18 protein-coding genes are annotated in these 16,454 nt (G+C 61.6%); 10 read left to right on the plus strand and 8 right to left on the minus strand.

Annotated features, from left to right (window positions below; genetic code table 11):
• Nucleotides 1–26: 26 nt before the first annotated feature.
• From rpmI to ABDK06_RS14350, 3 genes are all read left to right on the plus strand, one after another.
• Nucleotides 27–221 (plus strand): 50S ribosomal protein L35, encoded by a 195-nt coding sequence (gene rpmI, locus ABDK06_RS14340; protein WP_394942220.1) that lies wholly within the window; start codon nucleotides 27–29, stop codon nucleotides 219–221.
• 93 nt (nucleotides 222–314) lie between these two features.
• Nucleotides 315–698, plus strand: a complete 384-nt coding sequence (gene rplT, locus ABDK06_RS14345; RefSeq protein ID WP_394942222.1) for a 50S ribosomal protein L20 — start codon at nucleotides 315–317, stop codon at nucleotides 696–698.
• Nucleotides 699–716: 18 nt separating this feature from the next.
• Complete coding sequence (locus ABDK06_RS14350) at nucleotides 717–1,625, plus strand: TrmH family RNA methyltransferase (protein WP_394942224.1); 909 nt, start codon at nucleotides 717–719, stop codon at nucleotides 1,623–1,625.
• Between the two features lie 92 nt (nucleotides 1,626–1,717).
• Here the strand turns inward: ABDK06_RS14350 and ABDK06_RS14355 are convergent, their stop codons facing one another.
• Nucleotides 1,718–1,984 carry a GlsB/YeaQ/YmgE family stress response membrane protein gene (locus tag ABDK06_RS14355; protein ID WP_394942226.1) on the minus strand — a complete coding sequence of 89 codons (267 nt, stop codon included), beginning with the start codon at nucleotides 1,982–1,984 and terminating at the stop codon, nucleotides 1,718–1,720.
• 169 nt (nucleotides 1,985–2,153) lie between these two features.
• On the opposite strand from ABDK06_RS14355, the gene ABDK06_RS14360 reads away from it, so the two are divergent.
• Entirely contained in the window at nucleotides 2,154–3,110 is a 957-nt protein-coding gene (locus ABDK06_RS14360) for a cation diffusion facilitator family transporter (protein WP_394942228.1), read from the plus strand.
• Here the strand turns inward: ABDK06_RS14360 and ABDK06_RS14365 are convergent.
• Nucleotides 3,088–4,290, minus strand: a complete 1,203-nt coding sequence (locus ABDK06_RS14365; protein ID WP_394942230.1) for an MFS transporter — start codon at nucleotides 4,288–4,290, stop codon at nucleotides 3,088–3,090. The genes ABDK06_RS14360 and ABDK06_RS14365 overlap by 23 nt on opposite strands.
• 63 nt (nucleotides 4,291–4,353) lie before the next feature.
• Between ABDK06_RS14365 and ABDK06_RS14370 the strand changes: the two genes are divergently transcribed.
• Nucleotides 4,354–4,788, plus strand: coding sequence for a (deoxy)nucleoside triphosphate pyrophosphohydrolase (locus ABDK06_RS14370; protein WP_394942330.1), 435 nt, complete (start codon nucleotides 4,354–4,356; stop codon nucleotides 4,786–4,788).
• A gap of 59 nt (nucleotides 4,789–4,847) precedes the next feature.
• Here the strand turns inward: ABDK06_RS14370 and ABDK06_RS14375 are convergent, their stop codons facing one another.
• A complete protein-coding gene (locus ABDK06_RS14375; RefSeq protein ID WP_394942232.1) occupies nucleotides 4,848–5,240 on the minus strand; it encodes a VOC family protein in 393 nt (130 codons plus the stop codon).
• 114 nt (nucleotides 5,241–5,354) lie between these two features.
• Between ABDK06_RS14375 and ABDK06_RS14380 the strand changes: the two genes are divergently transcribed.
• Nucleotides 5,355–5,543 (plus strand): DUF5302 domain-containing protein, encoded by a 189-nt coding sequence (locus ABDK06_RS14380; RefSeq protein ID WP_394942234.1) that lies wholly within the window; start codon nucleotides 5,355–5,357, stop codon nucleotides 5,541–5,543.
• 309 nt (nucleotides 5,544–5,852) lie between these two features.
• Here the strand turns inward: ABDK06_RS14380 and ABDK06_RS14385 are convergent, their stop codons facing one another.
• Together ABDK06_RS14385 and ABDK06_RS14390 are read right to left on the minus strand one after the other, a co-directional pair.
• Entirely contained in the window at nucleotides 5,853–6,971 is a 1,119-nt protein-coding gene (locus ABDK06_RS14385; RefSeq protein WP_394942236.1) for an Rv2578c family radical SAM protein, read from the minus strand.
• A gap of 89 nt (nucleotides 6,972–7,060) precedes the next feature.
• Nucleotides 7,061–7,861 carry a glycoside hydrolase family 16 protein gene (locus tag ABDK06_RS14390; RefSeq protein WP_394942238.1) on the minus strand — a complete coding sequence of 267 codons (801 nt, stop codon included), beginning with the start codon at nucleotides 7,859–7,861 and terminating at the stop codon, nucleotides 7,061–7,063.
• A 205-nt stretch (nucleotides 7,862–8,066) separates the two neighbouring features.
• Here ABDK06_RS14390 and ABDK06_RS14395 point away from each other — a divergent pair, with 205 nt between their 5' ends.
• Nucleotides 8,067–9,554 (plus strand): long-chain-fatty-acid--CoA ligase, encoded by a 1,488-nt coding sequence (locus ABDK06_RS14395; RefSeq protein ID WP_394942240.1) that lies wholly within the window; start codon nucleotides 8,067–8,069, stop codon nucleotides 9,552–9,554.
• Nucleotides 9,555–9,738: 184 nt separating this feature from the next.
• Here ABDK06_RS14395 and ABDK06_RS14400 read toward each other — a convergent pair whose 3' ends face one another.
• Together ABDK06_RS14400 and ABDK06_RS14405 are read right to left on the minus strand one after the other, a co-directional pair.
• Entirely contained in the window at nucleotides 9,739–10,374 is a 636-nt protein-coding gene (locus ABDK06_RS14400) for an SIMPL domain-containing protein (RefSeq protein WP_394942242.1), read from the minus strand.
• On the minus strand, nucleotides 10,347–10,823 hold the full coding sequence (locus ABDK06_RS14405; protein WP_394942244.1) for an eCIS core domain-containing protein: 477 nt from the start codon (nucleotides 10,821–10,823) through the stop codon (nucleotides 10,347–10,349). The genes ABDK06_RS14400 and ABDK06_RS14405 overlap by 28 nt, the downstream gene beginning before the upstream one ends.
• A 90-nt stretch (nucleotides 10,824–10,913) precedes the next feature.
• Here ABDK06_RS14405 and pheS point away from each other — a divergent pair, with 90 nt between their 5' ends.
• Complete coding sequence (gene pheS, locus ABDK06_RS14410) at nucleotides 10,914–11,996, plus strand: phenylalanine--tRNA ligase subunit alpha (protein ID WP_394942246.1); 1,083 nt, start codon at nucleotides 10,914–10,916, stop codon at nucleotides 11,994–11,996.
• Nucleotides 11,996–14,542: a phenylalanine--tRNA ligase subunit beta gene (gene pheT / locus ABDK06_RS14415; RefSeq protein WP_394942248.1), complete on the plus strand. Its 2,547-nt coding sequence runs from the start codon at nucleotides 11,996–11,998 to the stop codon at nucleotides 14,540–14,542. The genes pheS and pheT overlap by 1 nt, the downstream gene beginning before the upstream one ends.
• Nucleotides 14,543–14,722: 180 nt before the next feature.
• Here the strand turns inward: pheT and ppk2 are convergent, their stop codons facing one another.
• Nucleotides 14,723–15,613, minus strand: coding sequence for a polyphosphate kinase 2 (gene ppk2, locus ABDK06_RS14420; protein ID WP_394942250.1), 891 nt, complete (start codon nucleotides 15,611–15,613; stop codon nucleotides 14,723–14,725).
• Between the two features lie 48 nt (nucleotides 15,614–15,661).
• Between ppk2 and ABDK06_RS14425 the strand changes: the two genes are divergently transcribed.
• A complete protein-coding gene (locus ABDK06_RS14425; RefSeq protein WP_394942252.1) occupies nucleotides 15,662–16,417 on the plus strand; it encodes a 4'-phosphopantetheinyl transferase family protein in 756 nt (251 codons plus the stop codon).
• Nucleotides 16,418–16,454: the final 37 nt, after the last annotated feature.

The following is a 16,454-nucleotide window of genomic DNA, read 5'->3' on the forward strand; positions in this document are numbered from 1 at the left end:
GAGCACAATGAAGGAGATCGGTTCCCATGCCGAAGATGAAGACCCACAGCGGCGCCAAGAAGCGCTTCAAGCTGACCGGTAGCGGAAAGCTCAAGCGCCAGCAGGCGAACCGCCGCCACTACCTGGAGCACAAGCCGACCACGTTGACTCGTCGTCTGGCAGCGGACAAGATCGTTGCCCCGGCTGATGCCAAGAACATCAAGAAGATGCTGGGCATCTAACACCAACTAATCGGCCGCCCAGGCGGTGAAAACCATCCCGAGGCGCTGCCAACTATGCAGCGGACCGGGAGTATGACATGAATGGAGACGCACGTGGCACGTGTGAAGCGGGCAGTCAACGCCCATAAGAAGCGTCGGGTTATCCTCGAACGCGCCAAAGGTTACCGTGGACAGCGCTCACGCCTTTACCGCAAGGCTAAAGAGCAGCTGCTGCACTCGTTTGTTTACAGCTACGGCGATCGCCGTAAGCGCAAGGGCGACTTCCGTCGGCTCTGGATCCAGCGTATCAACGCGGCATCCCGTGCCAACGGCCTGACTTACAACCGTCTGATCCAGGGCCTGAAGGCTGCTGAGATCGAGGTTGATCGCCGGATGCTCGCCGAGCTCGCCGTCAATGACGCTGCCGCTTTCGCGGGGCTGGTCAAGCTGGCCAAGGCTGCTTTGCCCGCAGATACTTCCGCTCCGGTTGCCAGCTAACGCTGAGCCAACCATAGTATGAGCGAATACGAGCGCCCCTCAGCGGACGCCATGACCAATCCCCGAGCTGATCGGGTGAAGGATGTGGCCAAGCTGAGTGGGCGCTCTTCGCGTATTCGGCGTCGGCAGTTCCTGGTGGAAGGGCCACAGGCCGTTCGAGAGGCGCTGCGGGCGCACCGTGACTGCCTGCTGGCCGGTGGCACCGCCATCGTGGATGAGGTCTACGCGAGCCGGGAATGCCTGGATCGTTTTCCTGAATTCGAAGAGCTACTCGAAGCCGCTGGGGACGGTGTGCGGATTCGGATCGCCAGCGAGCTGGTGCTTTCCACGATGGCCGACACGGTGAATCCGCAGGGCATCATCGCGATCTGCCGTTTCATCGATGTGCCGCTTTCCGAGGTGCTGACGGCGAAGCCCCGATTGATTGCCTTGCTGTGCAGGGTGCAGGACCCGGGCAACGCCGGTACTCTGTTGCGGGCCGCCGATGCGGCGGGGGCGGACGCGGTGATCTTCAGCCAGTCCAGTGTGGATGTCTATAACCCCAAGACCGTACGTAGTACCGTGGGCTCGCTTTTCCATCTGCCCGTGGTGCTGGGAGCAGAAGCAGCAGCTGTGGTTTCGGCCTGCAAAGCTGCCGGGCTGGGCGTATTGGCCGCAGACGGTTACGGTGCGCTCAATCTCGATCAGTTGCAGGACGAATCCGCAGCCCGCAGCTTCGATCAGGAGACACCCGAGGCCGCTTATCCGCTGGAAAGCCCGACACTTTGGCTTTTCGGCAACGAAGCCCAGGGACTTTCCACCGATGAACTCGAATTGGCAGACCACCGGGTGGCTGTTCCGGTCTATGGTGCCGCTGAAAGCCTCAACCTCGGCACGGCTGCCACGGTCTGCCTCTACGCCAGCGCCAGGGCGCAGCGCCGAGCTTGAAACAGCTTTAAATAAACGCTGCGCCGTTACCAGCCTTCAGCTCGGTAGCGGCGCAGCGTTTCGTGGTTAAAGCTCAGGCCTCGACGCCTGGGCTAAGCGTTCGACTTCCGACCGGTGATGGCTCCCCAGATTCCGGCGACCACCAAGCCACCGATAATCGCTAGAACCCACGAACCGAGATTCCAGAATTCCATCCTTCCGGAGTTGAAGAGCAGGCTTCCGATCCAGCCGCCGACAACGCCGCCGACCAGCCCTAGAACCAGGCTGGTGATCCAGCCTCCGCCGACTTTACCCGGCATCACTGCTTTGACGATGGCCCCGACGACGAGGCCCAGAATAATCCATCCGATGAAACCCATAACTCCTCCTATGGTTGAGTTGGTAGTGACGATTTTACTCTCTTTACCGGATGAAATCGCTGAAGTGCGTGGGGTGTTCGACTTTCCAGGCTTGGGCTGAGCGGGTCAGCACGGTAGCGTTGGCTCAGCGTTTAAAGCGATTGACTAAAGAACAGAAGAGGAAGTGCAGATGTCCACCGAAGGCGGAAATCGGGCCATTATTGCGGCGCTGAGCGCTAATTTAGCCATCGCGGTTCTCAAGTTCTTAGCGTTCTTGCTGACGCGTTCTTCCTCGATGCTGGCCGAGTCAATTCACTCCGTGGCGGACTCGGGAAACCAGCTGCTCCTGCTCATCGGTGGCAAAAGGGCCGCGAGACAAGCCAGTCCGCAGCACCCCTTCGGCTATGGCCGCGAACGCTATATCTACGCTTTCATCGTCTCTATCGTGCTGTTCAGCGTCGGCGGCCTGTTCGCGCTCTACGAGGCGTGGGAGAAATTCCACGACCCACATGGCTTCGAGGGTCCGTGGTGGTGGGTGCCCTTGGTGGTGCTGCTCGGCGCTATTGTGCTGGAGAGCTTTTCCTTCCGCACCGCGATCAGAGAATCCAATCACACCCGTGGCAAGCGCAGTTGGGGCAACTTCATCCGCACCGCCAAGGCTCCCGAGCTTCCCGTGGTGTTACTGGAAGACGCGGCCGCCTTGCTGGGCTTGCTCTTTGCTCTGTTCGGTGTGGGGGTGACTTTGATCACCGGCAATGGAGTCTGGGACGCCGTGGGCACCGCGTTGATCGGCCTGCTGCTCGTGGTGGTCGCCGTCGTGCTCGCTCTTGAGACCAAATCATTGCTGCTCGGTGAATCCGCCACCGCCGAGCACGTCAGTGCTATCGAAGCCGCACTGGTCGGGCCAGGTGTCAGCCGGGTGATTCACCTGAAGACCATGCACCTAGGACCGGAAGAGCTTCTGGTGGCGGCTAAGATCGCCATCGAGGACGGCGCGACCGGGGCCGGCGTCGTCCAGGCTATCAATCAGGCCGAGCAGCGAGTACGCAGCGCGGTGCCGATTGCCAGGGTGATCTACCTGGAACCGGATATTTTCAGTTCTCAAGCAGCCAGCACCGAGGCAGTCAGTTCTTTGGAGCCGAAGTAATCGGCGGTAGCTTGCGATCCACCCAGCCGCTCAGCAGCGCAATGCCCAGCCCAAGCACGGCAAGGCCAGCGCCCACCAGCGCCGGGGCGACATAGCCCCAGCCCCAGGCAATGACCAATCCGCCGAGGAAGGCCCCCAGCGCATTGGCGATGTTCAAAGCGGAGTGGTTCATCGACGAGGCGAGGGACTGGGCATCAGGCGAAGCATCGAGCAGCCTGGTCTGCAATGCGGGCACCAGCATCGCCCCGGCGGCGCCGATCAGTAGCACCATCGGCAGTGCGGACCAGGGTTGGTGCACCGCCAGGGTGAAGACCAGCAGTACGACGGCGATCGTGGCCATCATGAGATAGATACTGCCCATCACCGACTTGTCCGCCATTCGGCCGCCCAGCACATTGCCGATCACCATGCCGACTCCGTAGAGTGCGACGACGAACGGCAGCGCCGCTGAGGGCAAACCGGTCACCTCGGTCATCGTCGGCGCGATATAGGAGTAAAAGGCGAAAAAGCCGCCGAAACCCACGATGCCGATCAGCAGCGCAAGCCAGACCTGGATGCGCTTCAGGGCGCGGAGCTCGCCCCGGATCGAGGCATCATGAGCCGCGGGCTGATGCGGCACCACGAACCAGATGCTCAGCACGGTGACCGCGCCGATCAGGGCGACCATAATGAAAAGCAGCCGCCAGCCCCACTGCTGGCCGATGAAGGTGGCCAGCGGAACCCCGATCACGTTGGCGATAGACAGGCCAAGCATCACCATGGAGATGGCACGTCCACGCTTGGTGGCCGGGACCAAAGAAGCCGCGAGAACAGCAGCCACACCGAAATAGGCTCCGTGCGGCAATCCGGAGAGGAACCGCGTGACCATCAAAGTGCCGTAATCGGGTGCGAAGAAGGAAGAAAAATTAGCCAGGGTGAAGATCACCATGAGTCCGATCACCACCTGTTTACGAGGCAGCTTCGCCGCGATCGCAGCCAGGATCGGTGCACCGACAACCACTCCCAAGGCATACGCTGAGATCAGATTTCCGGCCTCCGGAATGCTCACGCCGACGCCCTCGGCGACATTGGGAAGCAGTCCCATCATGGCGAACTCGATGGTGCCGATCCCGAAACCTCCGATGGCGAGCGAGACTATTGCCGCTGCCACCCGACGCGGGGAGTATTCCTGCTGTTGCATTTGGCTTCTTTCAGTGGAGATGTTGCCTAGCTATTCCATCATCGCCCATAGACTGGACGGGTGATGCCGAAACTGATTGTGGGTGCCGCGTTACTGGACGATCTGGTCAAGCCGCGTGAACTGCTGGTGGCCCGGAGAAACGCCCCAGCCTCTCTCGCCGGTCTCTGGGAGTTCCCCGGCGGCAAGGTGGAAGCCGGGGAGTCTGCGGAGCAGGCTCTGCACCGGGAACTCAGCGAAGAATTGGGAGTGGGAATCCAATTGGGTGAGGAATTGCTGAACCCGGCGGCTGAAGCTTGGCCCTTAGCCGGTTCCGCGGTGATGCGGGTCTGGTTCGCCACGTTGACTCAGGGAGTGCCCACCGCTCTGCAAGATCACGATGAACTGCGATGGATGGCGCTCGATGAGGGTGAGCAGATTCTGCGCCTGCCTTGGATTCCGGCGGACTTCCCGATTGTCGCTGAGTTGCTGAAAGCCGTGCAACCCCAGCTCGCCGAGTGAATGCTGTCCCTGCGCGGCAATCAGTAAGTTGTCCCTTCTCCGCGAGCTTCGAGTAGGGCTCAGGATTCAATTTTATGAGCGAAGCGCAATAGATTGCCGTCTGGATCGACGTGCGCGCCTTCCCGAAGGCCGTACTCGGTGTTGACCGGAAGGCTGGTGGGGCAGTTGAATTCCGAGGCCTCGGAGACCTTCTGCCAGTCTGCGGCGAGGGCGTCGGCGTCATCCACCTCTACGAAGGCCGAGGAGAAATTCGTCTCCGGATCAATGCCAGGCGCTTGCCAGAGATGGACCCGGATATTGCCGATCTTGGCATAGGCGTAATCTTCATCGCCGTCGTACTTGGTGACCTCGAAACCGAGGGCAGAGTAGTGCGCAACCGATCTTTCCAGATCGACGACAGGAAAGACCGGAGCGATTTGTGCGAAGCTGACGGTACGGAGCTCGTTGACCATGATTTGAGCCTATCTTGCGGGTGCGCGGGATAGCCAGCAACTACGCAGTGAGTCTGAGCTGTGCCACACTGGGGAGGTATCGTTTTCCAGCTTGTTTCCAGCGAGGAGAGTTTTGTGGCACAACCTGAAGAGAACCAGGAGAGTCCTTCTGCGAGCGAGGAGACCAAACGGAAATTTCGTGAGGCCTTAGAGCGGAAGAACTCTCAGCATCACGCCACCATCGAGTCGGCGAAGAATTCGAAGATCGGCCACGAGCACGCTTCGGCCTCGACCAAGCGGGAATTCCGGCGCAAAAGCGGCTAACGCGAGATTGCCGCCCCTTACCCTCGCAAGCTCGGTCGGGGCCCCCGCAATCTCGCTTATCGACGCAAGCGAGACCAGCTGTCCCACTGAGTGTTACTGGAGTGCTGGGAGTTCTCCCAGATTGGTAACTTCTGCATCATCCGTAACATTCAGTGGGATAGCTGGGTATTAAATGACGTGGCCTAGTGGGACGGTTTGGGCATTGCAGGGTCGTGGGGTGGCGCTGGAGCTTTGGCAAGGTTGAGTTCTGCGTTGAGCTTGATCGAGCGCAGCTTTGGAATTACCGAGTCCGGGCGCTTCAGTGACTCTCTAGAACAGAGTGGGTTCTGCTGCTGTGGCTTTTGCTGCTTTGGGACCCGGCGGAAGGCTGCCCGGTGGGTATTGGGCTTCTTCAGACTTAGCATCCAGCACGACTCGATGCATATTCGCCCCGGTGCGCTCAAAGCCGTGTCGTGCCTTGGCCGTACGGACTTTTCCGGCTAACCATTGCCGGTACTCCTTCGGTGCATAAGAACCAGAGCCGTAGAGCCTGCGGTACTTGCCCACCAAAGCCGGATGGTGTTTTGCCAGCCATCCCATGAACCATTCTCTGGTCCCCGAACGTAAATGCAGTGCCCCAGCGGTCACTCCGGTGGCACCCGCTTTCGCCAGCGCCGCGAACAGCGAATCGAGGGCGTCGTCACTATCGCTGAGCCAAGGCAGAATCGGCATCGCCATCACCCCGCACGGCAAACCGGCGTCCCGCAGTCGGGAGACCAGGGCCAACCGGGCTTTAGGGGAGGGGGTTCCCGGTTCCAGGAACTTCCCCAGCTCCTCATCCAGCAGGGCTAGTGAGATGCCCATGCCGATCGGCACCTGATCGGCCGCTTTTTTCAGTAGCGGGATATCCCTTGCCAGCAAGGTGCCTTTGGTCAGGATGGAAAACGGCGTCCCGGAATCCGCTAAGGCCGAGATGATCCCCGGCATCAACTGATACCTGCCCTCTGCCCTTTGATAGGGATCGGTATTGGTGCCGAGCGCCACCGGTCTGCGCTGCCAGCCGGGCTTTGCGAGTTCAACACGCAGAACTTCGACGGCGTTGACCTTGACCACGACTTGGGAATCGAAATCCAGTCCGGCGTCGAAATCCAGATAGCTGTGAGTGTTCCGGGCGAAGCAGTAGACGCAGGCGTGAGAGCAGCCCCGATAGGGGTTGATGGTCCATTGGAAAGGCATCGCGGAAGTCTGCGGAACCTTATTCAAGACGGACTTTGAAAGCACCTCGTGGAAGGTCACGCCGGAGAAATCCGGGGACCTCACCGAACGCAGGAAGCCTTTGACGGGCAGCAGCGCGGCCTGCACTGGAGCTTTGACTCCGGACGAGGAGGAGCCTGCCGCTTCGGCGGAAGATGAATCCAGGAGCGTGAGTTGCTGAGAGTCCCATCGCATGTAATGTATTCGAACATATATTCGAATACATTACAAGACTTCGGCTAGCTCGAGGGGGCCGTAGGGGTGCTCAACCGGCTCCCTGGAATTCAGTGGCCTGAGTTCCAGCCGCGCACTCGATGGATCCGAGCGGTTTTCGGATACGCCTCAGGATCCGCGGTTCTGCCGCCGATTTCGAAGAGGTCGATCATCAGAAAAAGCGGATAGCTGGGAGCCTGCTCCAACCGCCTGAGGAGGATGCCGTCGCAGCCGATCAGGGTGCATCCAGCACTCCATTGCACAGCCCAAGTATGCGGTTCTGAGGCGTCTATCGGCAGCGTCGAGGTGATCATATCGGTCTGAAGTCGAGGGTCGGAGTGGGCTTTGATGCCGCTTCGAACCCGAGTCTCCTCGGTGGCCACGGCCTCGGCGTCGATTTCGAAAATGCAGATCTCTCCGCTGTCTTGCGCGGAGAGGTGTTCAGTGCCGATCAGCCAGCCGGCCAGCATGGATCCTGGATCTTTGCTCGCACTCACCGTCAATTCGACTCTTCCTTCGGACGGTGCCCAGAAGAGCTGCAAGGGGGTCTCAGTGCGCACGACGAGCCCATCCGGTCGATGTCGATGGGTGCCCTGGGTGGACCCCAAAGGTCCGGAGAAGGTTCCTGTTTGAAGATTGGAAACCCGCAGCGGTGCGTCCTCGGCCCGCCAGTCCGGTTGGTCCGCGTCAATACGGAGACGCAGCCCGGCGGCGTCGAGATCGTATTGGGCGATGGATCGCTCCGGCTCCGTCCAGTGCGGCAAATAGTGATCTACCCAGCGATTAGGCAGAAGAGCTGGCGCGGAAAAGTCCTCATCGAAATCAGGATTCCGATCGGGTGGTTCAGGGAAACGACCTGCTACCGACGTCATCACTTTATTCTGCCCTACCAAGACGCGGTCAGCCGATGAATTCGAACTCTCAGGAGGGTGAAGAGGAGGACTCCTCGAGTCAGCTCGATGTCGTGGAACTCTCTGTGCCAGCGGGGCGTTACGATGTAAATGTAATGGGGGTCACAGTATGACCAGCTCGCACTCGGCCCCGCTCGCCGAGCATATCGTGTCAAGGGAGACCACAATGCCGAACGTCGCAACGATCCTCAGCAATAGCGCGGCCAAGTACCCCGATGCTCCAGCTATTCTGTTGGACGATATTGTGCTCAGCTATGCCGCTCTGGATGGTTTGAGTGCGAAAGTGGCGGGATTGCTTGCCTCACGCGGCGTGAAAGCCGGTGATCGGGTGGCCTTGGTGAGTCCCAATATTCCGCAGATGCCGGCGCTCTACTACGGCATCTTGCGCTTCGGCGCGGTGGTGGTGCCGCTCAACCCTTTGCTCAAGGCGCGTGAAGTTGAATACCACTTGCAGAATTCTGAGGCTTCATTGGTCTTTGCCTGGGAAGGCATCCTGGACCAGGTTCAGCCCGCTGCAGAAGCCGTGGGTATTCCGGTGGTGCCGGTGGACGCCGCACTATTGCCTCTGCTCGCCGAAATTACGGCGATACCCGAGATTGCTCCGGTCAAAGAGTCTGATACTGCGGTGATCCTCTACACTTCGGGAACCACGGGACGCCCTAAAGGGGCAGAACTTACTCACTCCAATCTGCTGAGCAATGCATCAGTCTCCCGAGACCTCTTCGAGACCGGCCCCGGGGACGTGCTTTTCGGCGGACTGCCGTTCTTCCATATCTTCGGCCAGACCTGTGCGCTGAACGCCGCGATGCTCGCCGGTGCAGCGGTGACTTTGTTGCCGAAATTCGACCCGGTCAAAGCCCTGGAAATCGTACAACGGGACAAAGTGACGATCTTCATGGGAGTGCCCACCATGCATATCGCGGTGCTCAGAGTGCCGAATAAGCAGGACTACGATCTCTCCTCGCTGAAGGTCGGCGTCTCTGGCGGCGCCCCGCTGCCGCTGGAGGTGCTGCGTGAATACGAGGCGAGTTTCGGCGTCACCATGCTGGAGGGTTACGGTCTCTCCGAGACCTCGCCCGTGGTGAGCTTCAACCAGCTGGACGGCGTCCGCAAGCCCGGTTCAATCGGGACTCCGGTGCGCGGCGCGCAGATGCGGGTTTCCGACGACGCCGGTCACGAAGTGCCGCGCGGCGAGGTCGGCGAGATCGCGGTGGCCGGACCGTATGTCATGAAGGGCTACTGGCGGAATCCGGAGGCTACCGAGAGCGCGATTCGAGACGGTTGGTTCTACACCGGAGACTTGGGCACCGAGGACGAAGACGGCGTCTTCTTCGTCGTCGACCGCAAGAAGGACATGATTCTGCGCGGTGGCTACAACGTCTATCCGCGCGAGGTGGAAGAAGTGCTGTACGAACACCCCGCAGTGGCGGAGGCCGCCGTCAAAGGTCGCCCGGATGAGGTGCACGGCGAAGAGATCATCGCCGTCGTCTCGTTGAAACCCGGTGTTGAGGACAATGGTGAGTTGGCCGAAGAGATCCGCGATTACGTCAAGGAACGGATCGCCGCCTATAAGTACCCGCGCGAGGTGCGGATCGTCGAGGAGCTGCCCAAGGGCCCGACTGGCAAGATCCTGAAACGCGAGATCGAGGTCTGAGGACCGATCTCCGCAGCGCTGACTACCTCGTACCTCTTCGTACCTCTTCGCGCTACCAGCCGTCCCAATGAGTGATGCAGATGTTGCCAAAGTGACCGGATCGGGTGAACTTCTGCCTCACCAGTAACATTCAGTGGGACGGCTGGTAGTGCGGGCTTGTTGTTGATCTGCTTTTCGGCCTGACTTAGACCAGTTCCCAGGTCACCGTGACGCTTGCGCTCACCGCAGCTTCGCCCGCTTCGATCGGCATCGCACCGGCAAAGGCGGCCTTATCCATCCGCTCGAAGCGCATCGGGGGCATTGAGCCGTCCTGATTCTCCATGATGCTCAGCACCCGGCCCAGAGTACGCCCGGAGAGCTCGGCGAAGTGGGAGGCATTGCGCACGGCATCGGCCCAGGCCAGGGTGCGGGCCTGCTCGGCGACCTCGCCGGGGTCGGAGATACTGGCTTGCAGCCCATTGAGCCGTACATCATTGCCGCCAGCTTCCACGATGGCGGCGATTGCCTGCTGGGCATCGCGGGCCAGAGCCAGCTTGACGGTGAGGGTGCTCGAACAGCTATAACCGGTGACCAGATTTCCTTTGCCCTCTTGCCAGCTGGTCTCGGCGCGCAGCGAAAGCCCGCTGGTAGCGCTATCTTTACGGGCGACGTCGACAGCATCCAAGGCTCGCTGCACGGCTTGCAGGGAGCGGGCGGCGTCCTGATAGGCGTCGGTCAGGGTGCTGCGCACCACCTCGACGCCGATGTTCAAGGTCAGGGTATCCGGTGCCTGGCTCGCGGCGCCCCGGCCGGTCACCGTGACGGTATTGTTCGTTTCCATTGAGAAAACCTCTTCATCATCGTCGATTTCTGCCACCATCCACGCAGCCGTGGAAGGGTCTCCCTCTCACGGTAGCCGCCTTCGGTCAACCCTGCCCAGCGTTCGAAGGGATTCCGCGATCCAGGATCGCCGGTGCGCCACCAGGACCAGGCTGCTCCGGCGAAATACAGCGGGAAGAACGGCAGGCCCAGGCAAAGCATGTACTGCGTGGAATGCCTGGCTTCGTGATCCAACAGGGCTAACTCGGGTTCAGTGGCGCGAAAGAAAATCACATTGCCCACCGTAAAGGCTCTGGCTTGCGGGAAGAGCGGGCGGTAATCGGTGCCGAAGATTAGCCCTCGAGTGCCTTTGCGCAGCGGCGTGCCGGTGATTGCCGCCAGCAGCACGCCGAGCGGAGTGGAGAGATTGAGCAGGTTCGAAAACCGCCTGATGCGGACGAAGGCCGTCATGTCACGATGCTACGGCATACCGGGCTATTGCATAGACTAGTTCAGGCATTCTCCCTCAGCTCGACCTATTGAACCCACAAGGTACTTTTTATGACCGAACCACTGGACGGCGACGTCCTCAATGTCCCAGAGACCCAGGTCCCGGACCCCACCGACCAGGCGGCCCTCGACGCTGCGGTGCAAATCGCTCTCGAGGCAATAGCCCAGGCAAAGGATCTGGAGGAGCTCAAGGCTGCCCGGCTGGCGCACACCGGTGAGAAATCTCCGCTCAGCCTGGCCAATCGCGGAATCAAAGGCTTACCCAATGAGCTGAAAGCCACCGCGGGCAAGCTAATGGGCGCTTCTCGGGGAGCGGTGAACCAAGCGCTCGCCGCCCGCACCGAGGTGCTCGAAGCGGAGGCCGCCGAGCGCATCCTGGTCGAGGAGACCGTCGATGTCACCGCCGCGCCGCGCCGTCGTCGAGCCGGTGCCCGGCACCCGCTGTCCACCCTGCAGGAACGGGTCGCCGATATTTTCGTCGGGATGGGCTGGGAGATCGCCGAAGGCCCGGAACTGGAATCTGAGTGGTTCAACTTCGACGCGCTGAACTTCAAACCGGATCATCCGGCCCGTGAGTTGCAGGACACCTTCTTCATCGAGCCGCCGGAAGCGCATCTCGTCCTGCGCACTCATACCTCGCCGGTGCAGGTGCGCTCCATGCTGGAACGCGAACTGCCGATCTATGTGCTCTGCCCCGGCAAGACCTTCCGTACCGACGAACTCGACGCCACCCACACCCCGGTCTTCCACCAGTTCGAGGGCCTGGCGATCGATAAGAACCTCTCGATGGCTCAGCTGCGGGGCACCCTTGAGCACTTCGCCCGGCAGATGTTCGGTGAGGAAGCCCAGATCCGACTGCGCCCCAATTACTTCCCCTTCACCGAGCCCTCCGCGGAGCTGGACATTTGGCACCCCGGTGCCAAGGGCGGACCGCAGTGGATCGAATGGGGCGGCTGCGGCATGGTGAACCCCAATGTGCTGCGCGCCGCCGGCATTGACCCGGAGGAGTACTCCGGCTTCGCCTTCGGCATGGGTATTGAGCGGACGCTGATGTTCCGCAACGAAGTCTCCGATATGCGCGACATGATCGAAGGCGATGTACGTTTCAGTGAGCACTTCGGGATGGAGATCTAATGCGTATTCCTCTGACGTGGCTGCGGGAATTCGCCGCTGTTCCTGCGGATGCGAGCGCCGAAGACGTGATGGCCGAACTGGTCAAGGTCGGTTTGGAAGAAGAGGCCGTGCACCGGCCCAGCGACGAACTCTCCGGCCCGATCGTGGTCGGACAGGTGCTCTCGCTGGTGAAGGAACCGCAGAGCAACGGCAAGACGATCAACTGGTGCCAGGTCCGCGTGGTTCCCGAAGGTGCCGCCCAGACCCTAGAGGGTGAGGGGATTTCGCCCGACGGCGTACAGGGCATCGTCTGTGGGGCGCACAACTTCGTCGAGGGCGATAAAGTCATCGTCACGCTGCCCGGTGCGGTGCTGCCCGGCGACTTCCACATTTCCCCGCGAAAGACCTACGGTCACGTCTCGGCAGGCATGATCGCCTCCTCGCGGGAACTCGGCATCGGCCAGGACCACGACGGCATCGTGGTGCTCTCCAGGCTGGGCCTCGACCCCGAACTCGGCACCTCGGTGTACGAGCTGCTTGGCCTGCACGATCAGGCCGCCGAGATCAACGTCACCCCGGACCGCGGCTATGCCTTCTCGATCCGGGGCATCGCCCGCGAATACGCGCACGCTACCGGCACCGAATTCACCGACCCGGCTTCGCTGCCCGTGGTGGTTCCGGCCGATGGCCAGGGCTACCCGGTGCGGATCGAAGACGCCGCGCCGATCCACGGCAAGCCGGGAGCCGACCGTTTTGTGGCCCGTCTGGTCCGTGACATCGATCCGAGCGTGCCCACCCCGCAGTGGATGGTCTCCCGCTTGCGGCTCGCCGGCATCCGGTCCATCTCGCTGCCGGTGGATATCTCCAACTACGTGATGTGGGAACTTGGACAGCCACTGCACTTCTACGACGCCGATAAGCTGCAAGGCCCCATCGTGGTGCGCCGGACCAGCGCGGGGGAGCAGCTCACCACTCTGGATGAGAAAACCCGGACGCTCGATGCCGAAGACTTGCTGATCACCGACGACTCCGGGCCGATTGGCATCGCCGGGGTGATGGGTGGTGCCAGCACCGAAGTGGGCGGGCAGACCAGGAACATCCTGATCGAGGCCGCGCACTTCGAAGAGGTCTCGATCGGTCGCAGTCGACGTCGTCATAAACTGCCCTCGGAAGCCTCCAAGCGCTTTGAGCGCGGGGTCGATTGGCGGGTGGCGGATATCGCTGCGCAGCGCGCCGTCGACCTGCTGGTCGAGCTGGCCGGTGGCGTAGCCGATGCACACGGTACCGATGTCGGCACCGAACCGACAGCTCCGCTGATCGAGCTGACCGCCGATTACCCGGTCCGTCGAGTGGGCATTGACTTCAGCCAGGAGCAGATCGTCAAGGCCTTGCAGGATGTCGGAGCCACGGTTCAGACCACTGAGGGCGGTTATCTGGTCACTCCGCCGAGTTGGCGACCGGATCTGGAGACCAAGGACGACCTGAGTGAGGAAATCGCCCGGTTGGTCGGTTACGACCAGATCCCCTCGGTACTTCCGGTGGCCCCTCCGGGCCGTGGACTGACCCGCGTTCAGCAGCAGCGACGTCGGCTGCTTCAGGCCTTCGCCGACTCCGGGCTGGTGGAAGTGCTCTCCTACCCCTTCGTCTCCAAAGCCTCCAACCAGACCTTCGGCCCAGCAGCTCAGCCTGCGGGCTCGGCGGTTGAGGATATTGAGGTTGCTTCGATCAAGCTGGCGAATCCGCTGAGCGAGGAGTTCGGCTATTTGCGTACCTCGGTGCTGCCGGGACTTCTCGAGGTGGCTAAGCGCAATATCTCCCGGGGTTTCAGGGATCTTCAGCTTTTCGAGTCCGGCTCAGTCTTCTTGCCCGGTGAGGTGATGGGTACCAGTTCGATCCCGCCGCTCGGTGAGCGCCCCAGCGATGAGGTGCTGGACGCATTGTTCGACGGCGTCCCCGAGCAGCCCTTCCACCTCGCCGCTGTGCTGGTGGGAGCCGACCTCGCCGGGCGGGCCTGGGATTGGGCGGATGCTCTTGATCTGGCCTCGCTGGCCGGAGAGGTGCTGGGCGTGGACGTCGTGATCGGCCAAGGGCAGCATCGGGCTTTCCACCCCGGACGCACCGCGCAACTGGGGCTTCGCGATGGCAGCGTGATCGGCGTCGCCGGTGAACTGCACCCCAAACTCGTCGCAGAACTCGACCTGCCCGCCCGCACCGTGGCCGTGGAGTTCAACGCCGATGCGCTGTTCGCCGCTGCTGCCGATGTGATCGTGGCCAAGCCGCTCTCCACCTTCCCGATCGCTACTCAGGATGTGGCGCTCGTGGTGCCCTTGGAGGTTTCGGCGGGGGAGCTGCTCGAGGTGCTGCGCAGTGGTGCGGGTGAGCTGCTGGAGGACGTCGCGCTGTTCGACGATTACCGGGGCACCGGGATCCCGGAGGGCAGGAAGTCGCTGGCCTTCGGCCTCCGGTTCAGGGCTGATGACCGGACCCTGACCGCAGAAGAGGCTTCGGCCGCTCGGGAAGCCGCGGTAGCCGCTGCCGCTGAGGCCTTCGGAGCCGTCCTGCGCTGACCCGCACAGCCTCATCCTCTGACCAGCCGTCCCACCGAATGTTAAGGATGAGCCAGAAGTGCTGCTTTTGGGCGTGCTTTTGCCACACCAGACACACTCGGTGGGACAGCTGGTCAGGTTCGGTGGGATGGATGGTTGAGGGGCTGGGCTTTTGAAACTCAGCGGGGCTGGAACAAGACCCTAGAACAGGTTCGGATCGTTGGAATCGAAGAGGTCTGCTGCGGCTCCGACGACCAGCCCGTCGGGGCGACCGACCAGTTCGTGGTCCTTCTTGGGATAGTCGAAGAGCGCCAGCACATGCCGCATCGCTTCGAGGCGAGCGCGCTTCTTATCGTTGCTCTTCACCACGGTCCAGGGAGCGTGCCGGGTATCCGTTTTACGGAACATCGCCTCTTTAGCCGCGGTATACGCCTCCCATTTATCGAGCGAGGCCAAATCCATCGGAGAGAGCTTCCACTGCCGTACCGGATCCACTTGCCGGATGGTGAAACGGGTCAGTTGCTCGGAGCGGGATACGGAGAACCAGAATTTCACCACATCCATGCCGTCGTTGACCAGCATTTTCTCAAAGGCGGGAGCTTGTTTCAGAAACTCCCGGTATTGGGCATCCGTGCAGAATCCCATCACTTTTTCCACCCCGGCTCGGGAGTACCAGGAACGGTCGAAGAGCACGATCTCCCCGGCAGCGGGTAAATGCTGCACATGGCGCTGAAAATACCATTGGGTCTGTTCACGTTCGCTCGGCTTTTCCAGGGCCACCACTCGGCAGCCGCGCGGGTTCAGATGTTCGGTGAAGCGCTTGATGGTACCGCCCTTGCCCGCGGCATCGCGGCCCTCGAACAGTACGACCACTCGCCGTCCCGAGCTTTTCACCCAGCTCTGCAGCTTGAGCAATTCGATTTGCAGCAGCCTCTTCTCCAGTTCGTAGATTTCCCGGGAGAGCCGCTCTTCATAGGGGTAGCCTTCGCGCCAGGTATCCACCGCTTGCCCGTCTGGCCCGATCAGCACGGGATCGTCGTCGTCGGTGTCCACGACGGTGAAACCGGCCAGTTGCAGCTTCGCTTCAATCACCCCTTGACCCTAAGCTGAGAGGATGAACCGAGCGACGACGGAGTGTGAATGCCTGGTAAACAGCCTCGGTTGAGCTGTGCTCCGAGTCCCGCAGACTCGCAGCGCCTCCGCTGCACGGTTCCGCTCGTGGTTCCGAGTCGGCTCGGTGCTGAGCCCTCCGGTGAGGTCGAGCTCATCATCGACGCTGTCCGGCTCAGTATCGCAGCCGCTAGAACGGAGTGGCTGAGTCACGCAGAACTGGCGCGCGCCGAGAAGTTCGCCACCGAGGAGCTCAGGCAGCGCTTCATCAGCCGCCGCAGCGCGCTACGACGTTTCGTCGCCGAGAACCTGGATCTTGCGCCGGAAGAACTGCTCCCCGATTACTACTGCCCTGACCATGGTCGCGGCCCGGAACTCGATCACGGCCAACCCGGATTCACTCTGCGGGGGAAGCGTTTGGAGATCGCGCTGAGCAGCACCGGCAGCGGCGACTGGGCGGTATTTGCTTTGGCGGCCAGCCCGATTCGGCTCGGCATCGATGTGGAACGAGTCGGTGCGGCGAGCTTCCAGGGATTCGACGACGGCGTCCTGAGTCCCCGCGAAAAGGCGGAGTTGCAGGGCGTGCCGGAGCAGCAGCGAGCCGCCTATCGGGCACAGTGCTGGGCGCGTAAAGAGGCTTTGGTCAAGGCCCAGGGGATTGGCCTGCGGATGCGGCCGCGGGACATTGATTCGACGGCGCCCGGCCTTTACGACCTGCCCGCTGAGCCCCTGGGGCTCAGCGCAACATACGCTTGCGCCATTGCGGTACTGCCGGAGGTCGGCTAGCCCAGAACGGGCTAGCTCAGATCGGGCTAGCTCAGAT

This window comes from Psychromicrobium ferritrahens, assembly GCF_043789415.1.
Lineage (GTDB): Bacteria > Actinomycetota > Actinomycetes > Actinomycetales > Micrococcaceae > Renibacterium.

Coding starts and splice junctions, on each gene's coding strand:
- rpmI (WP_394942220.1), top strand. CDS start 27: ATGCCGAAGATGAAGACCCACAGCGGCGCCAAGAAGCGCTTCAAGCTG.
- ABDK06_RS14350 (WP_394942224.1), top strand. CDS start 717: ATGAGCGAATACGAGCGCCCCTCAGCGGACGCCATGACCAATCCCCGA.
- ABDK06_RS14355 (WP_394942226.1), bottom strand. CDS start 1,984: ATGGGTTTCATCGGATGGATTATTCTGGGCCTCGTCGTCGGGGCCATC.
- ABDK06_RS14360 (WP_394942228.1), top strand. CDS start 2,154: ATGTCCACCGAAGGCGGAAATCGGGCCATTATTGCGGCGCTGAGCGCT.
- ABDK06_RS14365 (WP_394942230.1), bottom strand. CDS start 4,290: ATGCAACAGCAGGAATACTCCCCGCGTCGGGTGGCAGCGGCAATAGTC.
- ABDK06_RS14370 (WP_394942330.1), top strand. CDS start 4,354: ATGCCGAAACTGATTGTGGGTGCCGCGTTACTGGACGATCTGGTCAAG.
- ABDK06_RS14375 (WP_394942232.1), bottom strand. CDS start 5,240: ATGGTCAACGAGCTCCGTACCGTCAGCTTCGCACAAATCGCTCCGGTC.
- ABDK06_RS14385 (WP_394942236.1), bottom strand. CDS start 6,971: ATGCGATGGGACTCTCAGCAACTCACGCTCCTGGATTCATCTTCCGCC.
- ABDK06_RS14390 (WP_394942238.1), bottom strand. CDS start 7,861: ATGACGTCGGTAGCAGGTCGTTTCCCTGAACCACCCGATCGGAATCCT.
- ABDK06_RS14395 (WP_394942240.1), top strand. CDS start 8,067: ATGCCGAACGTCGCAACGATCCTCAGCAATAGCGCGGCCAAGTACCCC.
- ABDK06_RS14400 (WP_394942242.1), bottom strand. CDS start 10,374: ATGGAAACGAACAATACCGTCACGGTGACCGGCCGGGGCGCCGCGAGC.
- ABDK06_RS14405 (WP_394942244.1), bottom strand. CDS start 10,823: ATGACGGCCTTCGTCCGCATCAGGCGGTTTTCGAACCTGCTCAATCTC.
- pheS (WP_394942246.1), top strand. CDS start 10,914: ATGACCGAACCACTGGACGGCGACGTCCTCAATGTCCCAGAGACCCAG.
- pheT (WP_394942248.1), top strand. CDS start 11,996: ATGCGTATTCCTCTGACGTGGCTGCGGGAATTCGCCGCTGTTCCTGCG.
- ABDK06_RS14425 (WP_394942252.1), top strand. CDS start 15,662: ATGCCTGGTAAACAGCCTCGGTTGAGCTGTGCTCCGAGTCCCGCAGAC.